Genomic DNA, 20,678 nt, shown 5'->3' with positions numbered 1-20,678 from the left:
AAAGTAAAATATAAATTATCCTTAATGTCAATTGTCCTCTATCTTTTTGTCCCCTTAATAAGTTCTAATTTACAAAAATAAATTTATAATTTATAATTTTCACGTTTCAAGTTATTTATGTATAATAATTCTAAATTATGGCAATCCTTATAACATAAGGAGGTTTTTATATGGTTGAAAAAACTATCTTTAATTGTGAAGATTCCAAATCCATTTTTGAAATAAGGGATTGCTTAAGTAAAGAAATAATTAATATAATAAAAAATAATAGAGATTTAATAATTTTATGCATAGGTACAGACCGCTCAACAGGGGACAGTTTAGGTCCTTTAGTTGGTGATAAATTAAAGTTTCTTTTGAGAAATAAAATTGTATTACTAGGTAATTTAGAGAATCCGATTCACGCAAAAAATATATGTAAGGCACTAAAAAAAATCAAAACGTCTTACAATAATCCTTATATAATAGCTATTGATGCATCGCTTGGCAGCATTCAAAATGTCGGCAACATCATCATAGAAAGCAAACCTATTTTACCAGGATCAGCTATGAATAAAAATCTACCTCCTGTAGGAGATTTAAGTATAACTGGAATAGTTAATGTATCTGGAACTCTAGAATTTATGGTTTTACAAAACACACGCTTATTTACTGTTATGAAAATTGCTGATATAATTTCAAAAGGATTATATCATTCAATAATAAAAACAATGGGTACTATAAACTTAAACATTACAAAACCACTTGATATTGATGATATTTTTGAAGTTTAGTTATATTTACCTATGAAAAAAAAATAGAGGTAACAACATACCTCTATCTTATTAATTATTTTGTTTCTACTTTAGAACTAACTTGCTTTAAAACCGCTTTTTCCTCTTCAGATAAATCATATCTAGATAATCCTTTATTTATTGGCTTAGCATATGTAAAACTTTCGTCTCTACCATATATACTAGTTACAATTACACCATCGTCATTGTCATCTAAAAGTGCTAGCGAGAAACTCAAATCGCTTCCAACATTATCGAAAGCTTTGTATCTTACTATAGCTACTTTTTGTATTGATTTCTTTACTCTTTCATCTATATTCTTATATATTTCTCTAACTTCATTTGATTCTTCTTTAACTTCATCTATTTTATCCATGTAAGTTGTTATAATTTTTTCTAAGTTTTCTCCTTCAACCCCACGCATAAGCTTTTTATATCTCTTTTGCAACTTTGCTGAAGAATGCATACATGAGATAACTAATATAATCAATATAATTACTATAACTACCAAAGCCATAATTATATAATCACTAATGCTATTAAATATTTGTAAAAAATCCTGCATTTAAATTCGTCCTTTCACCCCCAATGTTTCACGTGAAACATTGATTAAATTTTTAGTATATCTATTATTCTTTGTAAATCCTCATTTGAGTAATATTCGATTTCTATTTTACCTTTATTTTTTCCATTTTTCAATAATACCTTAGTACCAAAATAACTTTCCAACTTAGATTTAATATCAGAAACATATGGATTGTTAAATTCTTCCGTTTTTTTCTTATCGTTATTTTGGGATTTTTTATAATAATCTTTTATTAATTTTTCTGTATCTCTAACACTTAAATCTTCATCTATTATTGCTTGTGCCAACTCATACTGTAAATTCTTATCTTCTACAGCAAGAAGTGCTCTTCCATGTCCCTCAGATATAACTTCATCAATTAAATAATCCTGAACTCTTGTATCTAAATTTAAAAGTCTCATACAGTTAGTAATAGCAACTCTAGATTTACCAACTCTTTTTGCTAATTCTTCTTGAGTTAAATTAAAATCATCTAAAAGTCTTCTGTAAGCCTTAGCTTCTTCAATAGGGTTTAAATCTTCCCTTTGAATATTTTCTATAAGAGATATTTCCAGCAAATCTTTTTCTGTAGCATCTATAACTACTGCTGGTACTTCACTTAATCCTATACTTTTAGCAGCTCTCCACCTTCTCTCGCCAGCTACAATTGTATATACCCCTCCGTCCTTTTTTAAAACAAGTGGCTGTATTATACCATGCTCCTTTATTGATTCAGCTAATTGAGAAATCTTTTTTTCATCAAAATACTCTCTTGGCTGTTTCTTATTAGGTTTTATCATATTTAAATTTATCTTATCAACAGATTTATTTTCTTCCTTAGTAAGATTATTATCTTGTATTAAAGCTCCCAAGCCTCTTCCTAATCCGCTTTTTTTATTCACCTTTTTCACTTCCTTTTTGTCTCTTTAAAAACTCTTCTGTTAAATTATAATAGCATTCTGCGCCCTTACATTTATCATCATAAAGGACTATTGGTAATCCATAGCTAGGAGATTCCGCTAGCCTAATATTTCTAGGTATAGTTGTATTATATAATTTATCACTAAAATACTTTTTAACTTCATTAGCAACTTCATTAGATAATTTTGTCCTATTATCATACATAGTTAAAATTATACCTTCTATTTCTAATTTACTATTTAAAGATTTCTTAACAAGCTGAACAGTATTAACAAGTTGTCCAACTCCTTCTAAAGCATAAAATTCAGCTTGGATTGGAATTAAAACACTTTGAGACGCCGTTAATGCATTTACAGTTATAATACCTAATGATGGTGGACAATCAATAAATATGTAATCATAGTCCCCTTCTATTGATTTTATCTTTTCCTTTAAAATCTTTTCTCTTCCCTGAAACTGAATCAATTCTACTTCTGAGCCTGCTAGTTCTATAGTAGATGGTGCTATATAGAGATTCTTTATAAGCTGGCACTCCTGCACTACCTCTTCTATAGAAGCATCATTAATTAAAACATCATAAACAGATTTTTCTAAAAGATTTTTATCAATTCCAAGACCACTTGTAGTATTGCCCTGAGGGTCTATATCTATTGTTAAAACCTTATATCCCTTCATCGCTAAATATGTACATAAATTAATATTGGTAGTTGTTTTGCCAACCCCACCTTTTTGATTAAAAATACTTATTACTTTCAAATTTATCACCACCATTTTATTTTCTACAACTTTTAATATTGCCATTTTTACAATAACGTAATTATTCTTATATATATATTATAATCGCTTAATCATATTAAATAAATACATTTTATTTCTCAAACACAAAAAATCAGTGTTAATTATGTAAATTTTAGTTTAAAATTATACCTTTAACCCTTATCCTCTTATATAAACTGATTTTATAGCGAACACTCATGCTTACAATATATAGTTTTATTAAAAATAAAAACTCTAAATGATATTTAATCATTTAGAGTTTTTGATGTTTCACGTGAAACATTATTCTATTTTTTCGGTATCAATACAGTCACTTCTATTTTATCATCCAAATCTTTAGATTTATATTTTGCATCAATCCCATATTTATCAAAAACCTGTTTTATAGTGTTAATATAAATTTTAGGACTAAACACACCTTTAATCCTCTTTTTTCCATCTCCACCTATATTATTTTCCTTATCATAAATCTCCTGAAGTTTATCTTGCACTAATTCTTCAGTCTTTTTTACGTTCAAGCCCTTCTTTACAACAACTTTAATTACCTCTAGTTGCATATTTTCATCATTCAATTTTAACAAAGCTCTTGCATGCCTTTCAGTTAAGTTATTGTTTAATAAAATTTCTACAACCTTTGGACTTAATTTTAGAAGCCTTAATTTATTAGCTATAGTAGATTGCTTTTTACCTATTCCCTCTGCAAGTTTTTCTTGAGTATATCCATGCTGCTTAATTAGATTATAATATGCTTCTGCTTCTTCCATATAGTTGAGATCTTCTCTTTGCAAATTTTCAAGTAGAGCAATAGCTGCAGATTGTTTATCCGTTATATTAATAATTATTGTTGGAACTTCTTTTAATCCAGCAATTTGTGCAGCTTTTAGTCTTCTTTCACCTGCAACAAGTTCGTATTTATTTTCTGAGGATTTTCTAACTGTAATTGGTTGTATTATTCCATAGGTTTTTATTGATTGTGCTAATTCCTCTAATGCAGTTTCATTAAAATACTTTCTTGGCTGATATGCATTTGAATATATATTATCGGTTGATACATACACAATATTATCCATAATAAAAAATCATTCCTTTAACGCTAATTTATATAGAAAGTGAGTTTAGGTTTAGCAACATACATTAATAACCCACTATAGTTTTTTCACTGGCTTGTTGTTCTGTTTCTTGTATAGTTTTCTATTTAATTGGCTTTTTGCTTACCGTTCCTGCTTTTCTAGGATATTGCTTTGGTGTAGGCTTAATCTTCTTGACTATAACTAAATTATGCTTTAAGTCACTATCTTTAAAATTGACCTGAATTACATCTTCTATTTTGCCACCAAGTAAACTAATTGCCTTCTTGGCTTCACTTAATTCTTCTTGAACAGCAGGTCCCTTTAAAGCAATAAAATACCCATTTTTCTTTACAAATGGCAAGCAAAATTCAGTTAATACTGCCATATTTGCTACTGCCCTTGAAATCGCTATATCAAACTTTTCTCTATAATTTAAATCAGCTCCTAAATCTTCCGCTCTGCCATGAATTGTTTTTATGCCATTTAAATTAAGTTGAGTTATAACTTCATTTAAAAAGTTAATTCTCTTTTGAAGTGAATCTAAAAGCAAAACCTCTGCACTATCGTTTATAATTTTAATAGGAATTCCTGGCAGTCCAGCTCCTGTACCAACATCTATAATCTTAACAGAATTATTCAATTCTTTAAATTCAAAGGCTTTTATTGAATCAACAAAATGCTTAATTATAATCTCTCTGTCATCAGTAATCGCAGTTAAATTTACCTTTTCATTCCACTCTTTCATTAAATCTTTATATTTAACGAATTTACTATACTTTTCTTCATTTATCTGCAAGCCAATATTTTCACATTCCATCTTTATTATATCAAAATATTGCATATCTTTCCTCCATATATTTAAAATTTACTTTTTTCTTAAAAGCTGTTCAATGTATATCATAAGTACAGAAATATCCGACGGAGAAACTCCAGAAATTCTAGATGCTTGACCTAAGTTGACTGGTCTAGCCTTCGACAACTTTTGAATAGCTTCTGTTCTTAAATTTTTAACTTCATTATAATCTATTCCATCAGGTATTAATCTCTTTTCGAACTTTTTAAATTGTTCTACTTGTTCCATCTGCTTTTCTATATAACCTTCATATTTTATCATTATATCAATTTCATCAATAACATCATCGGATAATATATCTCTTTCTTTATCTAATTCATCAACTTTTCTATAATTAAGTTCCGGTCTTTTGATTAATTCGTATAAAGAAATTGGTTTCTTTAAAGTAGTAGAATTTAAGCTCTCAAGAAAATCATTTACTTCTTTTTTATTTGTAATCTGAATAGCTTTCAGTCTTTCAATTTCATTTCCTATTTGTTTTTTCCTATTTAAAAACTTATTATACCTGTCATCTTTAACAAGTCCTATTTTTCTTCCTATTTCAGTAAGTCTTAAATCCGCATTATCTTGTCTTAAAATAAGTCTATACTCAGCTCTTGATGTCATCATTCTATAAGGTTCGTTTGTCCCCTTTGTAACTAAATCATCTATTAAAACTCCTATATATGCATCCGCTCTACTTAACACTAAAGGTTTTTCTCCTTTTACCTTTAATGCTGCATTTATACCTGCCATTATACCTTGTGAAGCTGCTTCTTCGTATCCTGAACTTCCATTAAATTGTCCAGCTCCAAATAAGCCATCAACATTTTTAAATTCTAGTGAAAGCTTTAATTGTGTAGGATCTATTGAATCATATTCTATCGCATAAGCAGTTTTAAGAATTTCAACATTTTCAAGTCCTGGAACAGTTCTTAACATTTTAATTTGAACTTCTTCCGGAAGGGAACTTGACATCCCCCCTACATATAGCTCATTAATGTTTTCGCCTTCTGGTTCTATAAATACCTGATGCTGCTTTTTATCTGGAAATCTCATTACCTTATCTTCTATTGATGGACAGTATCTAGGTCCTACACTTTTTATTGATCCATTATACAAAGGTGATCTACCTATATTATCCCTTATAACTTGATGTGTATTTTCATTTGTATATGTCAAATAACACGATATTTGATCTCTTTCGAGTTTTTCATTCATAAATGAAAATGGGACTATTTTTTCATCACCTTTTTGCTCTGACATTTTAGAAAAATCAACACTTCTCTTATTTATTCTTGCTGGCGTTCCAGTTTTAAATCTTCTTAACTTTATTCCCGCTTTAATTAATGAATCAGATAACTCATTTGCAGGAAATAAGCCACTTGGCCCACCGCTATAATTAATTTCTCCTATAATTATCCTAGACTTCAAGTAAGTCCCAGTGGCAAGAACTATAGTTTTTGCAGCAAAGTACGCTCCATTTTTAGTAAGTACTCCTTTAACTTTTCCATCTTCTACATCTATACTTATAACTTCTATTTGCCTCAAGTATAAATTATCCTGATTTTCAATTGTTTGTCTCATAGTTATTGAATATTTTTCTTTATCAGCTTGAGCTCTTAAAGAATGCACCGCAGGTCCTTTTGATAAATTAAGCATTCTTGATTGAATAAAAGTTTTATCGATATTTCTTCCCATTTCACCACCTAAAGCATCTAGTTCTCTTACCAAATGTCCTTTAGCTGTTCCTCCTACATTAGGATTACATGGCATCATTGCAACGCTATCAAGGTTCATTGTACACATTAATGTTTTGCATCCCATCCTTGCCGCAGCAAGTCCTGCTTCGCATCCTGCATGGCCGGCGCCTATTACTATAACGTCATATTCATCAGAAAAGTACTTTATCATAATATCACCTCTATTTTCCTAAACAAAAATTTTTAAATATCTTATCTATTAAATCCTCTTCTAACGTATCTCCAGTAATTTCTCCAAGATACGTCCAAACATTTCTAATATCAATGGATGCTAAATCTATGGCATCTGTATTTTTCAAGGCATCTAAGGCTGCCTCACAGCTTCTTTTTCCTTTTATTAATGCTTCCTTATGTCTGGAATTCGTAATTATAAGCTCCTTTGAACTAATGTCACCTTTAAAAAATAATTCTTTAATTAATTCTTTTAGCTCATTTAATCCTTGACCAGTTTTAGTAGAAAAATTTATAACATATTCTTCATTTAGACAACTTAGTTGATTTTTATCCGTACATTTGCCTATATCACATTTATTTAATAAAACAATATATTTCTTACTTTTGATTGCATTAATTATTTCAACATCTTCAGAATCAATTCCTTTGCTAGAATCCACCATAAAAATTATTAAATCTGCAGCTTCTATTTTTTCTTTAGATTTTTCAACACCTATTTTTTCAACCTCATCTTCAGTCTCCCTTATACCTGCAGTGTCTACTATTTTTATAGGCACACCAGAAATATTTATATACTCTTCAATAACATCTCGAGTAGTTCCTGGAATGTCAGTAACAATAGCTCTTTTTTCTTTTAATAATAAATTAAGAAGTGATGACTTACCTACATTTGGTTTACCTACTATTACCGTACTAAGTCCTTCTCTTAAAATCTTACCTTCATCAGCAGTATCTATCAGCATATTTATCTCATTTAAAATATTTTCTAATTCAATCGATACCTTCTGCCCTGTCATTTCTTCAAGATCATCTTCTGGATAATCTACAGTAGCTTCTATATGTGCTATAAGTTCTAACAATTTTTCTCTTAGTTTAGTTATTTCCGAGGAAATTTTTCCTTTAGACTGCTCAACTGCCGATTTCATGCTTATTTCAGTCTTAGAGTTTATTATATCCATTATAGCTTCTGCCTGACTTAGATCAACTCTTCCATTTAGAAAAGCTCTTTTTGAGAACTCTCCAGGCTCTGCAATTCTAGCACCACTCTTTAATACCTCTTCAAGCACGCTCTTTGTAGGATATGCTCCACCATGACAGTTTATTTCCACCACATCTTCTGCTGTAAAACTCTTAGGTCCTTTCATGTAACTAACTATAACCTCATCTATTACACTTCTATCTTTTAAACTCACTATAGTTCCATATCTCATTGTATAAGAATTCATATCTTTAATACTCTTATTATTTTTAGATACAAATATTTTATCAACCACGTCTAAAGCTTTATCTCCTGAAACTCTTATTATAGAAATTCCACTGTTTCCAACTGCCGTTGATATTGCTGCTATAGTATCAAATTCTTTCATATATTTAAAAGGCTACAGATAAACAATATTATAATTAAAGTTTATCTTTACTTAAGTTTAAATTATCAAACTTTATAAAATCAGCCCTTATTCCTCCCTTCTATTCTATTAATTTAATAAAAAACACCTTAATTAAAAAGAAAGCCTCAAAAGGCTTTCCCTGTCAAAACTCTAAGATTTCTCCAAATCAACTACAACTCTTCTGAACGGTTCTTCACCTTCACTATACGTAGTTACACTTTTATCATTTTGTAATTCAGCGTGAATAATTCTTCTTTCATAGGGGTTCATAGGTTCAAGTACAAAAGATTTCTTTTCAACTTTAACTTTATGAGCAATCTTATTGGCTAATCGTCTTAATGTCTCTTCTCGCTTTGCCCTATAATTTTCCGTATCAATTACAACTCTTTTATATTGCCCATCATTATCTCTATTTATAACCAAACTAACAAGATATTGAATTGAATCAAGAGTTTCTCCTCTATATCCTATAATAAGGCCCATATTATGACCTGCTAAATTAATATTTAAACAGTTATCTGATTCTTTTATTCTTATTTCTACCATCATGTTCATATCACTAAATATCTTCTTCAAAAATTCCCTAGCTTCTGAAACATAATCTTTTTTTAGAGTAACCTTAACTTTTGCTTCTCTTTTTCCAATTATATTTAAAATTCCTTTACTTCCTTCATCTAAAACTTCTATTTCTACTTTATCTTCAGTTGTTTTAAGTTCAAGTAAAGCATTTTTAACAGCTTCATCAATACTTTTTCCTACAGATTCAATACTCTTCATAATTCAACATCCCCCCCAGCATATAATTATTTTTTATTTTTCTTTTTATTATTTTTATTTTTTCCTGAACCTTCAACTAAATCAATTCCTACAGCTTTATCAACTCCGCCTTCAGTAATTATTTTAGATTCTTCTGGCTTCTTAGAAACTAGTGCCATTATTATTTTAGTTTGAGCAAACTGAAATATGTTACTTACAACCCAATACAATACAAGAGCAGCTCTAAAGTTCCAGCTCATCCAAAGAAGCATTATAGACATACCTATGTTCATAGTGGTTGACTGTTTAACCTGTGCTGCATCAGCATTTTTAGGTGTCATCAGTATACCTGAAAAATATGTTGTGGCTCCAGATAGTATAGGTAGTATCCATGTAGTCCAGTTACTGAAAGTAGCTTTTTGTGACAAATCACTAATCCATAAAAAACCTACACCTTTTATATTTAAGCTATAAAACACGTAGTAAAGCGCTACTAATATAGGCCACTGCAAAAGCATAGGCAAACATGAACCAAAAGGACTTACATTATTTTCTTTATAAAGCTTCATGGTCTCTTGGTTAAGCTTTTGAGGATCATTCTTATACTTTTTTTGTAATTCCTTAATAACTGGTTGCAATTCTGTCATACCTACATTAGATCTTATCATCTTTATATTAAATGGGATAAGAACTAATTTTATCAATATTGTAAGTGTAATAATTGCTAAACCATATGAATAGTTTTTATTAGGGATAGCACTAAAAATTACATTATTTATGTTATTAAAAAATTGAACAAACAAATTGTTCAAAAACTCTATCTTCATTAAACTAAAAGCCTCCTAATATTATTTAACGGGATCATATCCTCCTTTAGAAAAAGGATTACATCTTAATATTCTCCATGCAGCCATTAGGCTACCTTTAAATGCTCCATACTTTTCTACAGCTTCTATGGCATACTGAGAACATGTTGGTGAATACCTGCAAACATGCTGCCCTCTTATAAAAAAAGCCGAGGATAGCCCTCTAAACATTGGGGAAGAAGAACATTTTCTATAAAATTCTATAAGTTTAATTATAATTTTTTTCATCATTAATTATCAAGCCTGCCTTACTAAATAACTCCAAAAGTGAATTATTAACATCTTTATAGTTTTTACCATTGCAAGCCATTCTAGCTATAATTACATAATCATAACCTAATTTAAATCTATCACTATTTAAACGATAACTTTCATTAATCAATCTCTTAACTCTACTTCTAATTACACTTTTACCTACTTTTTTACTAACAGATATACCAATTCTACTTATATTTTTGTTATCGTTATTTCTATACATATATAGTACCAATAATTTATTAGAAAAAGATCTTCCTTTTTTATATACTTTTCTAAATTCAGCATTTTTTTTTATACCATTTTGTTTCATTAAAATAATAGCTCCTTTTTTTCCGCAAATTGCAGAAAAAGGCCACAAAAGCGGCCCTTATGCTGTCAATCTTTTTCTTCCTTTATTTCTTCTTCTCTTAAGAACTTTTCTTCCTGATAAAGTACTCATTCTTTTTCTGAAACCATGTTCTCTTTTTCTTTGTTTCTTCTTAGGCTGATATGTCATGAACATCTCTATGCACCCCCTTCAAAAGTATACTACTACCTTATTTATTAAAAATACGATATTTCAAAATTAAAGTTTTACTTTATAATTATATATTCACCTTTATTCAATGTCAAGACAAAGGATTTTGTTAATAATTTTTTATATTACCATGATATTTTTGTGGATAACTTCTTGAATAGCTTATTCTGTTCTGTTATTATTATTGTTGAACTGTTAATAACTTTTTTAACAATAAAGTTATACACATTTTGTGGATAAACCTGTTGATAACTTATTTTTTTTTCTTCATTTTTACATATACAGTATTATTTTTGCACATTTAATACCATTTTATTCATTGTTTATATGTTAATATATATTTTTTTTTTTATTGTTAATAACTTTTACGCTTAAATTATTGCTAACATAATTATACACATGTGAATATTTTATAATATATTTGTCAACAACCTACAATAGACTATATTTTTTGTTTATATGTGTGTTAATAACTTAATTATGCTTAATTAATTATGTTCAAAATTTTTTTAGACTGGAGGATTACTATGGGAACCCAACTTAAAGAATTATGGGAAAAAACCCTAAAAATAATAAAAGGTGAATTAACCGAAGTTAGTTTCAACACATGGATAAAAAGTATTACTCCTATATCTGTAAGTAAGGATATCATACGCTTTGGTGTTCCTAATCAATTTACTAAAGAAATTCTAGAAAATAGATATAAAGATCTTATAATTAATTCATTAAAGATAATAACTACAAAAAAGTATGACCTAGTATTCTCAGTTGTTTCAGAAGAAACTATTGATATTGAGGAAAGTAATGAGAATAAAAAGCAAAAGGATTCCTCCAATAATTCAGAGGATACTTCAACTATGCTCAATCCAAAATATAAATTTGATTCTTTCGTTATTGGTAATAGCAATAGATTCGCACACGCAGCTTGTTTAGCTGTTGCCGAAGCTCCTGCAAAAGCATATAATCCGCTATTTATATACGGGGGAGTTGGTCTCGGTAAAACCCACTTAATGCATGCTATTGGACATTACATACTTGAAAACAACCCTAGAGCTAAGGTTGTGTACGTTTCATCTGAAAAATTTACAAATGAACTTGTAAATTCAATAAAGGATGATAAAAATGTTGAATTTAGAACAAAGTATAGAAATGTTGACGTCTTACTGATTGATGATGTTCAATTTATTGCTGGAAAAGAACGTACTCAAGAAGAGTTTTTCCATACTTTTAACGAACTACATGAAAATAATAAACAAATAATCCTTTCAAGTGATAGACCACCCAAAGAAATTCCAACGCTTGAAGATAGGCTGCGCTCAAGATTTGAATGGGGTCTTATAGCAGATATACAGCCACCTGATTTTGAAACTAGAATAGCAATACTAAAAAAGAAGGCCGATGTTGAAAAATTAGACATCCCAAACGAGGTAATGGTATACATAGCAACAAATATAAAATCGAATATAAGAGAACTTGAAGGTGCTCTTATACGAATAGTAGCTTTTTCCTCACTAACAAATAAGGAAATAAGTATAGATTTAGCCTCAGAAGCTTTAAAAGACATTATCTCTAACAAGCAAAATAAGCAAATAACAATAGAATCAATTCAAGATGTTGTTGCAAGCTATTTTAATATAAAGATAGATGATTTTAAATCTGCAAGACGTACAAGAAATATAACTTATCCAAGACAAATTGCAATGTATTTATGCAGAAAATTAACTGATATGTCGTTACCTAAAATAGGCGAAGAATTTGGAGGTAGAGACCATACCACAGTAATTCACGCATATGAAAAAATATCTGCTGGGTTAAAAGAAGATGAGGAATTAAAATATACTATAAAAGAAATAACAAAAAGATTCTCTCAAAAATAATAACATATGTTTATTATTTGCTATGGACAAATTGTGGATACTTTTATATTTTACTTTTCGTGTTAATTATGTTGATAACGTTGAGTACTTATTATTAAATTATCCACAGTTATTTTTTTACTGAATTTATTGAATATAGCCAGTTTGCTAGGTTATCAACAAATTCACAGCCCCTACTACTATTACTATTATATTATTATTTATATATATCTAACTTATATAAGAAGTTCTGTGTTAATAAAGGAGGTTTATTATAAATGAAATTTTCATGCCAAAAAAACATATTACAAGAAGCAATCTCAATAGTACAAAAAGCTGTTACTGGAAAATCAACTATGCCAATTCTTCAAGGAATATTAATAAATGCTAAAGATGATACTTTAACTCTTATAGGATCAGACATTGATCTAAGTATAGAGACAAAAACAAATGTTGATATAGAAGAAAATGGAAGTATAGTCGTAGATGCAAGGTTATTCGGAGAAATAATTAGAAAGCTTCCCAATGCAGCTGTAGAAGTAAAAACTACTGAGAATAATTGTATAGAAATTGTATGTAGTAAGAGTAAATTTACACTTGTTCACTTGCAGTCAGAAGATTATCCTAAATTGCCTGAAATAAATGAGGATAAAATTTTCACTATAAACCAAAAAACCTTAAAAAGCATGATAAAGGGAACTATATTTGCTATAGCTCAAGACGAAACTAGACCAATACTTACGGGTGTATTATTTGAGATAAAAAATAAAAAACTAAATTTAGTTGCGATAGATGGATATAGATTGGCCTTAAAGAGTGACTTTGTGGATAATGAAGATGTTATTAGTGCAGTAATTCCAGGAAAAACTCTTAATGAAGTAATAAAGATACTGGAAGATGATGGTGATGTAAATATTACATTTAGCAATAATCATATGTTAATTAATTTAGGTTCTACTAAAATAATATCAAGATTACTTGAAGGCGAATTTATAAAATATAACTCCATAATTCCAGAAGAATTTAATCTAAATGTCACAGCAAAACGTGAAGAATTATTGGAAGCTATCGAAAGAGCCTCCCTAGTTGCTAAGGATGGAAACACAAATCTTATTAAGCTAAATATCGAAGAAGAGCTTATGGTAATAACTTCTAATTCTCAATTGGGAAACGTAAGAGAAGAAATAAATATAATTTTGCAAGGACAGCCGCTTCAAATTGCATTTAACTCGAAATACTTAATTGATGTACTTAAAATAATGGATCAGGAAGAAATTGTAATGGAATTTTCAAGCAGCATAAGTCCATGCATAATGAAAAATAAGGAAAATGATAATTGCATATATTTGGTTTTGCCTGTAAGATTGGCTAATGAGTAAAAATTGTTAATAAGAGGTGATAAACTATTATGGAAATTGAAGAAGTAAGCATAAATTCAGAGTTTATAAAATTGGATTCTTTTCTTAAATGGTGTGGAGCCGTTTCACTAGGTTCAGAGGCAAAAATGTATATTTTAGATGAAAAAGTAAAAGTCAATAATGAAATAGAGACGAGAAGGGGCAAAAAACTTTATAAGGGTGATGCTGTAGAGTTTGATAATAAAATTTACAAAATTATATAGTGTTAAATTACTTTATGATATAATATAGGTGTAATCATGTATATAAAAAACTTAAAATTACTTAATTTTAGAAATTATGATATTTTAGATATAGATTTTAATAGCAATGTGAATATTATAACTGGAGATAATGCCCAGGGTAAAACTAATATACTTGAAAGCATATATTATTGCAGCTTAGGTAAATCCCATCGTACAAGTAAGGATAAAGAGCTTATAAAATGGGAGAAGGATGAGGCGTATATTAGTCTATACGTATGTAAAAAACGCCTTGATAAAAAAATAGAAATAAAAATATTCAAGGGTGGAAAAAAGGGTATTAACATTAATTCTATAAAATTAAAAAAAATCTCAGAGCTTTTTGGGATTTTTAATGTTGTGATGTTTTCTCCAGAGGATTTAAAAATAGTAAAGGATTCTCCAAGTTACAGAAGGCGTTTCTTAGATATAGAATTGTCAAGATTAAATTCCAATTACTATTATAACCTTGTTCAATATCATAAAGTTTTGGAACAAAGAAATATTTCACTTAAAAACAAAAGTCTTATTAAAAGTGGTATCATTGAAGTTTATGATAATCAATTAAGTAAGCTTGGGGCGTACCTTATAAAGCAAAGAGATGGCTACTTAAGAGATTTAAATAAAAAAGGAAAGTTAATTCATAGAGATATTACTGATAAGAAAGAAGATATAGAGTTTCAATATCTTACTAGTGTGAAAAATGTATCGAAAGCTTCAGAAGAGCTTCAAGATGAATTCGAAAAAAATAGGCAAAAGGATATTGAAAAAGGAAATACTTCTGTTGGTCCACATAGAGATGATTTTAGTATAAAAATTAATGGCATTGATACAAGAAGTTTCGGATCACAGGGGCAACAACGAACGGCTATTCTAACTATAAAATTTGCATCAATTGAAATAATTAAAAGCATAACAGAGGAAGCTCCAGTACTTCTTCTTGATGATGTTTTGTCTGAACTTGATATTAAAAGGCAACAATATATACTGAATGCTTTAGATGGAATACAAACTTTAATTACGTGTACTGGAATAGGAGATATAAAAAGTTATATAAAAAAAGACTTTAAAATTTTCGAGATATCAAATGGTGAGTTAGTTTAATTAGTTTTTAAGGAGGCCTTTTTATATGTTTTTGCATTTAGGAGAGAATGTTGTGGTTCCTATAAAGGATATTATAGGAATATTTGATATTGAAACGACTATGTACAGCGCAGACACAAGCCAATTTTTGAGAATGGCTGAAGAAGATGGATTTGTAGAAAGAATAACAAAGGAACCACCCAAATCTTTTGTTATTGCAGAGGTGGATAAAAAAAGCAAAATATTTTTATCTCCAATTTCTTCATCGACATTAAGTAAAAGGTCTCAGGTTATTTATTTAGAGCCATAAAACTTTAGAATAGGAGGATTTTAATGTCAGAGAATAATGAAGTATACGATGAGAGTCAAATACAGGTATTAGAAGGTCTGGAAGCGGTAAGAAAAAGACCAGGTATGTATATAGGCAGTACTAGCAGTAGAGGGTTACACCATCTCGTATATGAAATAGTGGATAATAGCATAGATGAAGCTCTAGCAGGATTTTGTAAAAATATAGATGTTATTATACATAAAGATAATTCAATAACTGTAGTAGACGATGGAAGAGGAATGCCAGTTGGTATTCATCATAAAATGAATAAACCTACCGTAGAAGTAATAATGACAGTACTTCATGCAGGCGGAAAGTTTGGAGGAGGAGCATACAAGGTTTCTGGAGGACTTCATGGAGTTGGTGCTTCGGTTGTTAATGCTCTTTCAGAAACCTGTGAAGTTGAAGTAAGGTCAGAAGGACATATATGGAAACAGGTATACCACAGAGGAAAAGTAGCTTCACCTTTTGAAAAGATAGGTGATAGTGACGAGCATGGTACTAAAATATATTTTAAACCAGATAGTGATATATTCGAAGATACAGAATATGATTATGACGTATTATCACAAAGATTAAGAGAATTAGCATTTTTAAATAAAGGAATAAGAATAAGCCTTGTTGATGAGAGAAGTGATAAATCAGATGATTTTCACTATGAAGGTGGAATAAAGTCTTTCGTATCTTATCTTAACAGAAACAAGGAACCTATATTTAATGAGCCAATTTATGTAGAAGGCCAAAAAGAAGATAAATGTTATGTTGAAGTTGCTATTCAGTATAATGATGGATACACTGAAAATATTTTTGCTTTTGCCAATAATATAGATACAGTTGAAGGCGGTACTCATTTAGCAGGATTTAAATCTGCCCTCACAAGAGTATTTAATGATTATGCTAAAAAGTATGGATTTATAAAAGAAAATGATAGAAACTTATCTGGAGACGATATAAGAGAAGGTCTTACAGCTGTAATTTCTGTAAAACTTACAGATCCACAGTTTGAAGGTCAAACTAAAACAAAGCTTGGAAATAGTGAAGTTAGAGGAATTGTAGATAGTATTGTTGCAGAAAAAGTAAGTACGTTCTTAGAAGAAAATCCTCAAATAGGTAAAATAATAATAGATAAATCAATGGTAGCTGCAAGAGCGAGAGAAGCAGCAAAAAAAGCAAGAGAGCTTACTAGAAGAAAATCTGTACTTGAGAGCACAGCACTTCCTGGTAAATTAGCAGATTGTGCATCAAGGGATCCTTCGGAATGTGAAATATATATAGTCGAGGGTGATTCAGCCGGAGGTTCAGCAAAGCAAGGAAGAGATAGAAAATTTCAAGCTATTCTGCCTTTAAGAGGAAAAATATTAAACGTTGAAAAGCAAAGAATAGATAGAATACTTGGTTCAGAAGAAATAAGAGCTATGATTACCGCCTTCGGAGGGGGTATAGGAAAGGACTTTGATGTATCTAAAATAAGATACCATAGAGTTATAATAATGACCGATGCCGATGTTGACGGTGCTCATATAAGAACCCTCATTCTTACATTCTTTTATAGATACATGAAACAACTGATAGAAGAGGGCCACGTGTATATAGCACAGCCTCCATTGTATAGAGTTGCCAAGGGAAAAAATGAAGTTTATTCATATAGTGATAAGGAACTCGAAAGTGTTTTAACTGAATTTGGTGGAAAAGATAGCAATGTTGATATACAGAGGTATAAAGGTCTTGGAGAAATGAATCCAGAGCAGCTTTGGGAGACAACAATGAATCCAGAGCATAGAATTTTAAAGAAAGTAAACATAGAAGATGCTATGGCTGCAGATGAAACATTTACCATTTTGATGGGAGATAAAGTTGCTCCAAGAAGACAATTTATACAAGATAATGCTTCTAAGGTTGAAAATTTAGATATTTAGTTATTTATTGGTCACATGAAAAAGAGGTGTAAGTATGCAAAATGAAGGTAAGATTGAACTAGTAGATATAAACAAAGAAATGAAAAGTTGCTATATAGATTATGCAATGAGCGTTATAGCTAGTCGTGCACTTCCTGATGTAAGGGATGGTTTAAAGCCAGTACATAGAAGAATTATATACTCTATGTATAATTTAGGCATAACACCTGATAAGGGATACAGAAAGTGTGCAAGAATAGTAGGAGATGTTTTAGGTAAATATCATCCTCACGGAGATACAGCTGTTTATGATGCTTTAGTGAGAATGGCTCAGGACTTTAATCTCAGATATACACTTGTTGATGGTCATGGAAACTTTGGATCTATTGATGGAGATTCTGCGGCTGCTATGAGGTATACTGAAGCAAGGCTTGATAAGATAGCTTTGGAAATGGTAAGAGACATTAACAAAAATACTGTGGATTTTGTACCAAACTTTGACGGCGAAGAAAAAGAACCTTCAGTTCTTCCATCAAGGTTTCCAAATCTACTTGTAAGTGGTTCTGCAGGTATAGCTGTTGGTATGGCAACTAATATACCACCACATAATTTGTGTGAAGTAATTGATGGTATAATTGATATTATTGACAATCCTGAAATTACTATTTTAGACTTAATGGGTAAGATTAAGGGACCAGATTTTCCTACAGCCGGTATAATAATTGGAAAGTCAGGAATAAGAGAAGCTTATGAAACAGGAAGAGGCAAGGTAACAGTAAGAGCTAAATCTGAAATTGAAGTTGATAACAATGGAAGACAGAGAATTATAGTTACAGAGATTCCTTATCAAGTAAATAAAGCAAGGTTAATTGAAAATATGGCAGACCTTGTAAAAGATAAAAAGATAAATGGAATAAGCGATCTTAGAGATGAATCTGATAGAGAAGGTATGCGAATTGTAATTGAGATTAAAAGAGATGCCAATGCAAACATCGTTTTAAATCAATTATACAAACACACAAGACTTCAAGATACCTTTGGAATAAATATGCTTGCATTAGTTGATAATAAGCCAGAAACACTAAATCTAAAGCAAATTTTAGAGCATTATGTTACATTCCAAAAAGAAGTAATAAGAAGAAGAACTCAATTTGATTTAGATAAGGCTTTAGCAAGGGCACATATTTTAGAGGGATTAATAATAGCTTTAGATCACATAGATGAAGTTATAAGACTTATAAGGTCTTCTAAAACAACGCAGGAAGCTAAGCAAGGCTTGATGGATAATTTTTCACTTTCAGAAAAACAGGCTCAGGCAATACTTGACATGAGATTGCAGAGATTAACAGGTTTAGAAAGAGAAAAAATAGATGCAGAATATAATGAACTTATGAAAACAATAGAGGAATTAAAATCAATATTGATGGATGAAGTTAAGGTATTAAATATAATTAAAGAAGAGCTCATAGAAATAAAATCAAAATATGGTGATGAAAGAAGAACAAGTATAGAAAAAGCAGAGAATGAAATTGATTATGAAGATCTTATACAGGAGCAAGATGTTGTTATAACACTTACACATGCTGGATATATAAAGAGAATAAGTGCAGATACATACACAGCTCAAAAAAGAGGGGGTAGAGGTATACAGGCAATGTCTACGAAGGAAGATGACTTTGTAGAACATATATTTATAACTTCAACCCATAATCATATCTTGTTCTTCTCAAATCAAGGAAGAGTTTATAGATTAAAAGGATATGAGGTTCCAGAAGCAGGAAGAACAGCTAAAGGTACTAACCTAGTAAATCTTCTTCAGCTCAATCCAGATGAAAAAGTACAGACAGCGATATACTTCAAGGAATTTGATGAAGATAAGTTTTTAGTTATGTGTACTAAGAGTGGAACTATAAAAAAGACTGCTCTAAGCCAATATAGCAATATAAGAAAGAGCGGATTAATAGCTATAAACTTAAATGAGGGAGACGAGTTAGTTTCTGTTAGAATGACAGATGGAAATGATGATATATTTATAGCTACTAGGAACGGAATGGCGATAAGATTTAGTGAGAAGGATGCTAGACCGCTTGGAAGAAATGCAAGTGGAGTTAGAGGTATATCTCTTAATGAGGATGATTTTGTTGTTGGAATGGAAATAGTAGATGAAGAGCAGAGCGTGCTTGTTGTAAGTGAAAATGGCTTTGGTAAGAGAACATCTGTAAAAGAATATAAGTGCCAATATAGAGGAGGAAAAGGTCTTATAACTTATAAAGTTACAGAAAAGACAGGACCTCTAGTTGGAGCAAGAATGGTTAAAGAGACGGATGAAATGATGCTTATTAATAGTGAGGATATCGCTATAAGAATAAGTGTTAGTGATATTTCAACTACTAGTAGAAATGCAATGGGAGTTACTCTTATGAAGAATAAGGGTGATGAGAAGATACTTGCTATAGCTAAAATAGATAGTGATGGTCAAGAGGAAGTAGAAGAATCAGAAGAGTAAATAAAAAAGAACTTATTTTTAAGTTCTTTTTTTATTTGAGTTTTACACACAAACTATATATATTGCAGTATGTCTACTTTGCTATACAGCGTAAAATTATAATATTATTGAAATAAACCCAACCTAGAGTATCAATATAAGAAATTTAAAGATAAATAGAGAAAAAACTAATAATATTAGGATAATTGAGCAAGATAAAGTATTATATTATTTACTTAAGTTAAAAACATGTTATTATATTAAACGTCGTCGCAAGACGAAAGCAATTAATGAGTTCTGAAAAAACCTTAAAAAAAAGTGTTGACAGAGCAAATTAAAAATGATATTATATAAAAGCTGTCTCGTGCAGCACATTGAACTTTGAAAATTAAACAGAGAAAAGATAATGAACCAGCAATTCTTTTGAATAGAAGAAATTCTATTTAATAAAATAAAGCGATGAGCTTAAATCAAACTTTTAAATTGAGAGTTTGATCCTGGCTCAGGACGAACGCTGGCGGCGTGCTTAACACATGCAAGTCGAGCGGGAAACTTCGGTTTCCAGCGGCGGACGGGTGAGTAACACGTGGGCAACCTGCCTCACAATGAGGGATAGCCCTCCGAAAGGAGGATTAATACCTCATAACACAAGAGAAACGCATGTTTCTTTTGCCAAAGAATTTCGTTGTGAGATGGGCCCGCGGCGCATTAGCTTGTTGGTGAGGTAAC

General features: G+C 30.2%; 20 protein-coding genes and 1 rRNA gene. 9 read left to right on the top strand and 12 right to left on the bottom strand.

What is annotated here, in order from left to right; translation table 11 throughout:
• Window positions 1-170: 170 nt before the first annotated feature.
• The gene (yyaC, locus tag ACJDT4_RS06720; protein WP_406786777.1) at window positions 171-773 is read left to right on the top strand and encodes a spore protease YyaC; all 603 of its coding nucleotides are present in this window, start codon (window positions 171-173) and stop codon (window positions 771-773) included.
• Between the two features lie 55 nt (window positions 774-828).
• Here the strand turns inward: yyaC and ACJDT4_RS06715 are convergent, their stop codons facing one another.
• The 12 genes from ACJDT4_RS06715 to rpmH all read right to left on the bottom strand — a co-directional run bounded on the left by ACJDT4_RS06715 (window position 829) and on the right by rpmH (window position 10,645).
• Window positions 829-1,338, bottom strand: coding sequence for a DUF4446 family protein (locus ACJDT4_RS06715; RefSeq protein WP_406786776.1), 510 nt, complete (start codon window positions 1,336-1,338; stop codon window positions 829-831).
• 44 nt (window positions 1,339-1,382) lie between these two features.
• A complete protein-coding gene (locus ACJDT4_RS06710) occupies window positions 1,383-2,240 on the bottom strand; it encodes a ParB/RepB/Spo0J family partition protein (protein ID WP_406786775.1) in 858 nt (285 codons plus the stop codon).
• The gene (locus tag ACJDT4_RS06705; RefSeq protein ID WP_406786774.1) at window positions 2,233-3,015 is read right to left on the bottom strand and encodes a ParA family protein; all 783 of its coding nucleotides are present in this window, start codon (window positions 3,013-3,015) and stop codon (window positions 2,233-2,235) included. Before ACJDT4_RS06705 ends, ACJDT4_RS06710 begins: the two co-directional genes overlap by 8 nt.
• A gap of 308 nt (window positions 3,016-3,323) precedes the next feature.
• Complete coding sequence (gene noc, locus ACJDT4_RS06700; protein WP_406787006.1) at window positions 3,324-4,109, bottom strand: nucleoid occlusion protein; 786 nt, start codon at window positions 4,107-4,109, stop codon at window positions 3,324-3,326.
• A gap of 118 nt (window positions 4,110-4,227) precedes the next feature.
• A complete protein-coding gene (gene rsmG / locus ACJDT4_RS06695; RefSeq protein WP_406786773.1) occupies window positions 4,228-4,947 on the bottom strand; it encodes a 16S rRNA (guanine(527)-N(7))-methyltransferase RsmG in 720 nt (239 codons plus the stop codon).
• A gap of 24 nt (window positions 4,948-4,971) precedes the next feature.
• On the bottom strand, window positions 4,972-6,852 hold the full coding sequence (mnmG, locus tag ACJDT4_RS06690; protein WP_406786772.1) for a tRNA uridine-5-carboxymethylaminomethyl(34) synthesis enzyme MnmG: 1,881 nt from the start codon (window positions 6,850-6,852) through the stop codon (window positions 4,972-4,974).
• A 10-nt stretch (window positions 6,853-6,862) separates the two neighbouring features.
• Window positions 6,863-8,242 carry a tRNA uridine-5-carboxymethylaminomethyl(34) synthesis GTPase MnmE gene (gene mnmE / locus ACJDT4_RS06685; protein ID WP_406786771.1) on the bottom strand — a complete coding sequence of 460 codons (1,380 nt, stop codon included), beginning with the start codon at window positions 8,240-8,242 and terminating at the stop codon, window positions 6,863-6,865.
• Window positions 8,243-8,413: 171 nt separating this feature from the next.
• Entirely contained in the window at window positions 8,414-9,040 is a 627-nt protein-coding gene (gene jag, locus ACJDT4_RS06680) for an RNA-binding cell elongation regulator Jag/EloR (protein WP_406786770.1), read from the bottom strand.
• A 26-nt stretch (window positions 9,041-9,066) separates the two neighbouring features.
• Window positions 9,067-9,846, bottom strand: coding sequence for a membrane protein insertase YidC (locus tag ACJDT4_RS06675; protein WP_406786769.1), 780 nt, complete (start codon window positions 9,844-9,846; stop codon window positions 9,067-9,069).
• Window positions 9,847-9,867: 21 nt separating this feature from the next.
• Window positions 9,868-10,116, bottom strand: a complete 249-nt coding sequence (yidD, locus tag ACJDT4_RS06670) for a membrane protein insertion efficiency factor YidD (protein WP_406786768.1) — start codon at window positions 10,114-10,116, stop codon at window positions 9,868-9,870.
• A complete protein-coding gene (rnpA, locus tag ACJDT4_RS06665; protein ID WP_406786767.1) occupies window positions 10,094-10,453 on the bottom strand; it encodes a ribonuclease P protein component in 360 nt (119 codons plus the stop codon). The genes yidD and rnpA overlap by 23 nt, the downstream gene beginning before the upstream one ends.
• A gap of 57 nt (window positions 10,454-10,510) precedes the next feature.
• Window positions 10,511-10,645, bottom strand: a complete 135-nt coding sequence (rpmH, locus tag ACJDT4_RS06660; protein ID WP_053242846.1) for a 50S ribosomal protein L34 — start codon at window positions 10,643-10,645, stop codon at window positions 10,511-10,513.
• A 542-nt stretch (window positions 10,646-11,187) separates the two neighbouring features.
• Between rpmH and dnaA the strand changes: the two genes are divergently transcribed.
• From dnaA to ACJDT4_RS06620, 8 genes are all read left to right on the top strand, one after another.
• Window positions 11,188-12,537, top strand: coding sequence for a chromosomal replication initiator protein DnaA (gene dnaA, locus ACJDT4_RS06655; RefSeq protein WP_406786766.1), 1,350 nt, complete (start codon window positions 11,188-11,190; stop codon window positions 12,535-12,537).
• Window positions 12,538-12,794: 257 nt separating this feature from the next.
• Window positions 12,795-13,895, top strand: a complete 1,101-nt coding sequence (gene dnaN / locus ACJDT4_RS06650; protein WP_406786765.1) for a DNA polymerase III subunit beta — start codon at window positions 12,795-12,797, stop codon at window positions 13,893-13,895.
• Window positions 13,896-13,930: 35 nt separating this feature from the next.
• Complete coding sequence (yaaA, locus tag ACJDT4_RS06645; protein WP_406787005.1) at window positions 13,931-14,137, top strand: S4 domain-containing protein YaaA; 207 nt, start codon at window positions 13,931-13,933, stop codon at window positions 14,135-14,137.
• Between the two features lie 36 nt (window positions 14,138-14,173).
• On the top strand, window positions 14,174-15,259 hold the full coding sequence (gene recF, locus ACJDT4_RS06640) for a DNA replication/repair protein RecF (protein ID WP_406786764.1): 1,086 nt from the start codon (window positions 14,174-14,176) through the stop codon (window positions 15,257-15,259).
• A gap of 25 nt (window positions 15,260-15,284) precedes the next feature.
• Window positions 15,285-15,548 carry an extracellular matrix regulator RemB gene (gene remB, locus ACJDT4_RS06635; RefSeq protein WP_053242851.1) on the top strand — a complete coding sequence of 88 codons (264 nt, stop codon included), beginning with the start codon at window positions 15,285-15,287 and terminating at the stop codon, window positions 15,546-15,548.
• A 23-nt stretch (window positions 15,549-15,571) separates the two neighbouring features.
• Complete coding sequence (gyrB, locus tag ACJDT4_RS06630) at window positions 15,572-17,485, top strand: DNA topoisomerase (ATP-hydrolyzing) subunit B (RefSeq protein WP_406786763.1); 1,914 nt, start codon at window positions 15,572-15,574, stop codon at window positions 17,483-17,485.
• Between the two features lie 34 nt (window positions 17,486-17,519).
• Window positions 17,520-19,970, top strand: a complete 2,451-nt coding sequence (gene gyrA, locus ACJDT4_RS06625; protein ID WP_406786761.1) for a DNA gyrase subunit A — start codon at window positions 17,520-17,522, stop codon at window positions 19,968-19,970.
• 458 nt (window positions 19,971-20,428) lie between these two features.
• Window positions 20,429-20,678: ribosomal RNA gene (locus tag ACJDT4_RS06620) — 16S ribosomal RNA — on the top strand; the annotation flags it as partial.

The organism is Clostridium neuense (genome assembly GCF_045310695.1).
Taxonomy (GTDB): domain Bacteria; phylum Bacillota; class Clostridia; order Clostridiales; family Clostridiaceae; genus Clostridium_S; species Clostridium_S neuense.
The sequence above is the reverse complement of the archived record's forward strand: the minus strand, read 5'-3'. Positions and strand labels throughout refer to the sequence as shown.

What these genes read in the sequence shown, in the direction of transcription:
- rnpA (WP_406786767.1), bottom strand. Translation starts at nt 10,453, where the DNA reads ATGAAACAAAATGGTATAAAAAAAAATGCTGAATTTAGAAAAGTATAT.
- ACJDT4_RS06715 (WP_406786776.1), bottom strand. Translation starts at nt 1,338, where the DNA reads ATGCAGGATTTTTTACAAATATTTAATAGCATTAGTGATTATATAATT.
- jag (WP_406786770.1), bottom strand. Translation starts at nt 9,040, where the DNA reads ATGAAGAGTATTGAATCTGTAGGAAAAAGTATTGATGAAGCTGTTAAA.
- yyaC (WP_406786777.1), top strand. Translation starts at nt 171, where the DNA reads ATGGTTGAAAAAACTATCTTTAATTGTGAAGATTCCAAATCCATTTTT.
- yidD (WP_406786768.1), bottom strand. Translation starts at nt 10,116, where the DNA reads ATGATGAAAAAAATTATAATTAAACTTATAGAATTTTATAGAAAATGT.
- rpmH (WP_053242846.1), bottom strand. Translation starts at nt 10,645, where the DNA reads ATGTTCATGACATATCAGCCTAAGAAGAAACAAAGAAAAAGAGAACAT.
- rsmG (WP_406786773.1), bottom strand. Translation starts at nt 4,947, where the DNA reads ATGCAATATTTTGATATAATAAAGATGGAATGTGAAAATATTGGCTTG.
- gyrA (WP_406786761.1), top strand. Translation starts at nt 17,520, where the DNA reads ATGCAAAATGAAGGTAAGATTGAACTAGTAGATATAAACAAAGAAATG.
- gyrB (WP_406786763.1), top strand. Translation starts at nt 15,572, where the DNA reads ATGTCAGAGAATAATGAAGTATACGATGAGAGTCAAATACAGGTATTA.
- recF (WP_406786764.1), top strand. Translation starts at nt 14,174, where the DNA reads ATGTATATAAAAAACTTAAAATTACTTAATTTTAGAAATTATGATATT.
- remB (WP_053242851.1), top strand. Translation starts at nt 15,285, where the DNA reads ATGTTTTTGCATTTAGGAGAGAATGTTGTGGTTCCTATAAAGGATATT.
- ACJDT4_RS06675 (WP_406786769.1), bottom strand. Translation starts at nt 9,846, where the DNA reads ATGAAGATAGAGTTTTTGAACAATTTGTTTGTTCAATTTTTTAATAAC.
- mnmE (WP_406786771.1), bottom strand. Translation starts at nt 8,242, where the DNA reads ATGAAAGAATTTGATACTATAGCAGCAATATCAACGGCAGTTGGAAAC.
- dnaA (WP_406786766.1), top strand. Translation starts at nt 11,188, where the DNA reads ATGGGAACCCAACTTAAAGAATTATGGGAAAAAACCCTAAAAATAATA.
- mnmG (WP_406786772.1), bottom strand. Translation starts at nt 6,852, where the DNA reads ATGATAAAGTACTTTTCTGATGAATATGACGTTATAGTAATAGGCGCC.
- dnaN (WP_406786765.1), top strand. Translation starts at nt 12,795, where the DNA reads ATGAAATTTTCATGCCAAAAAAACATATTACAAGAAGCAATCTCAATA.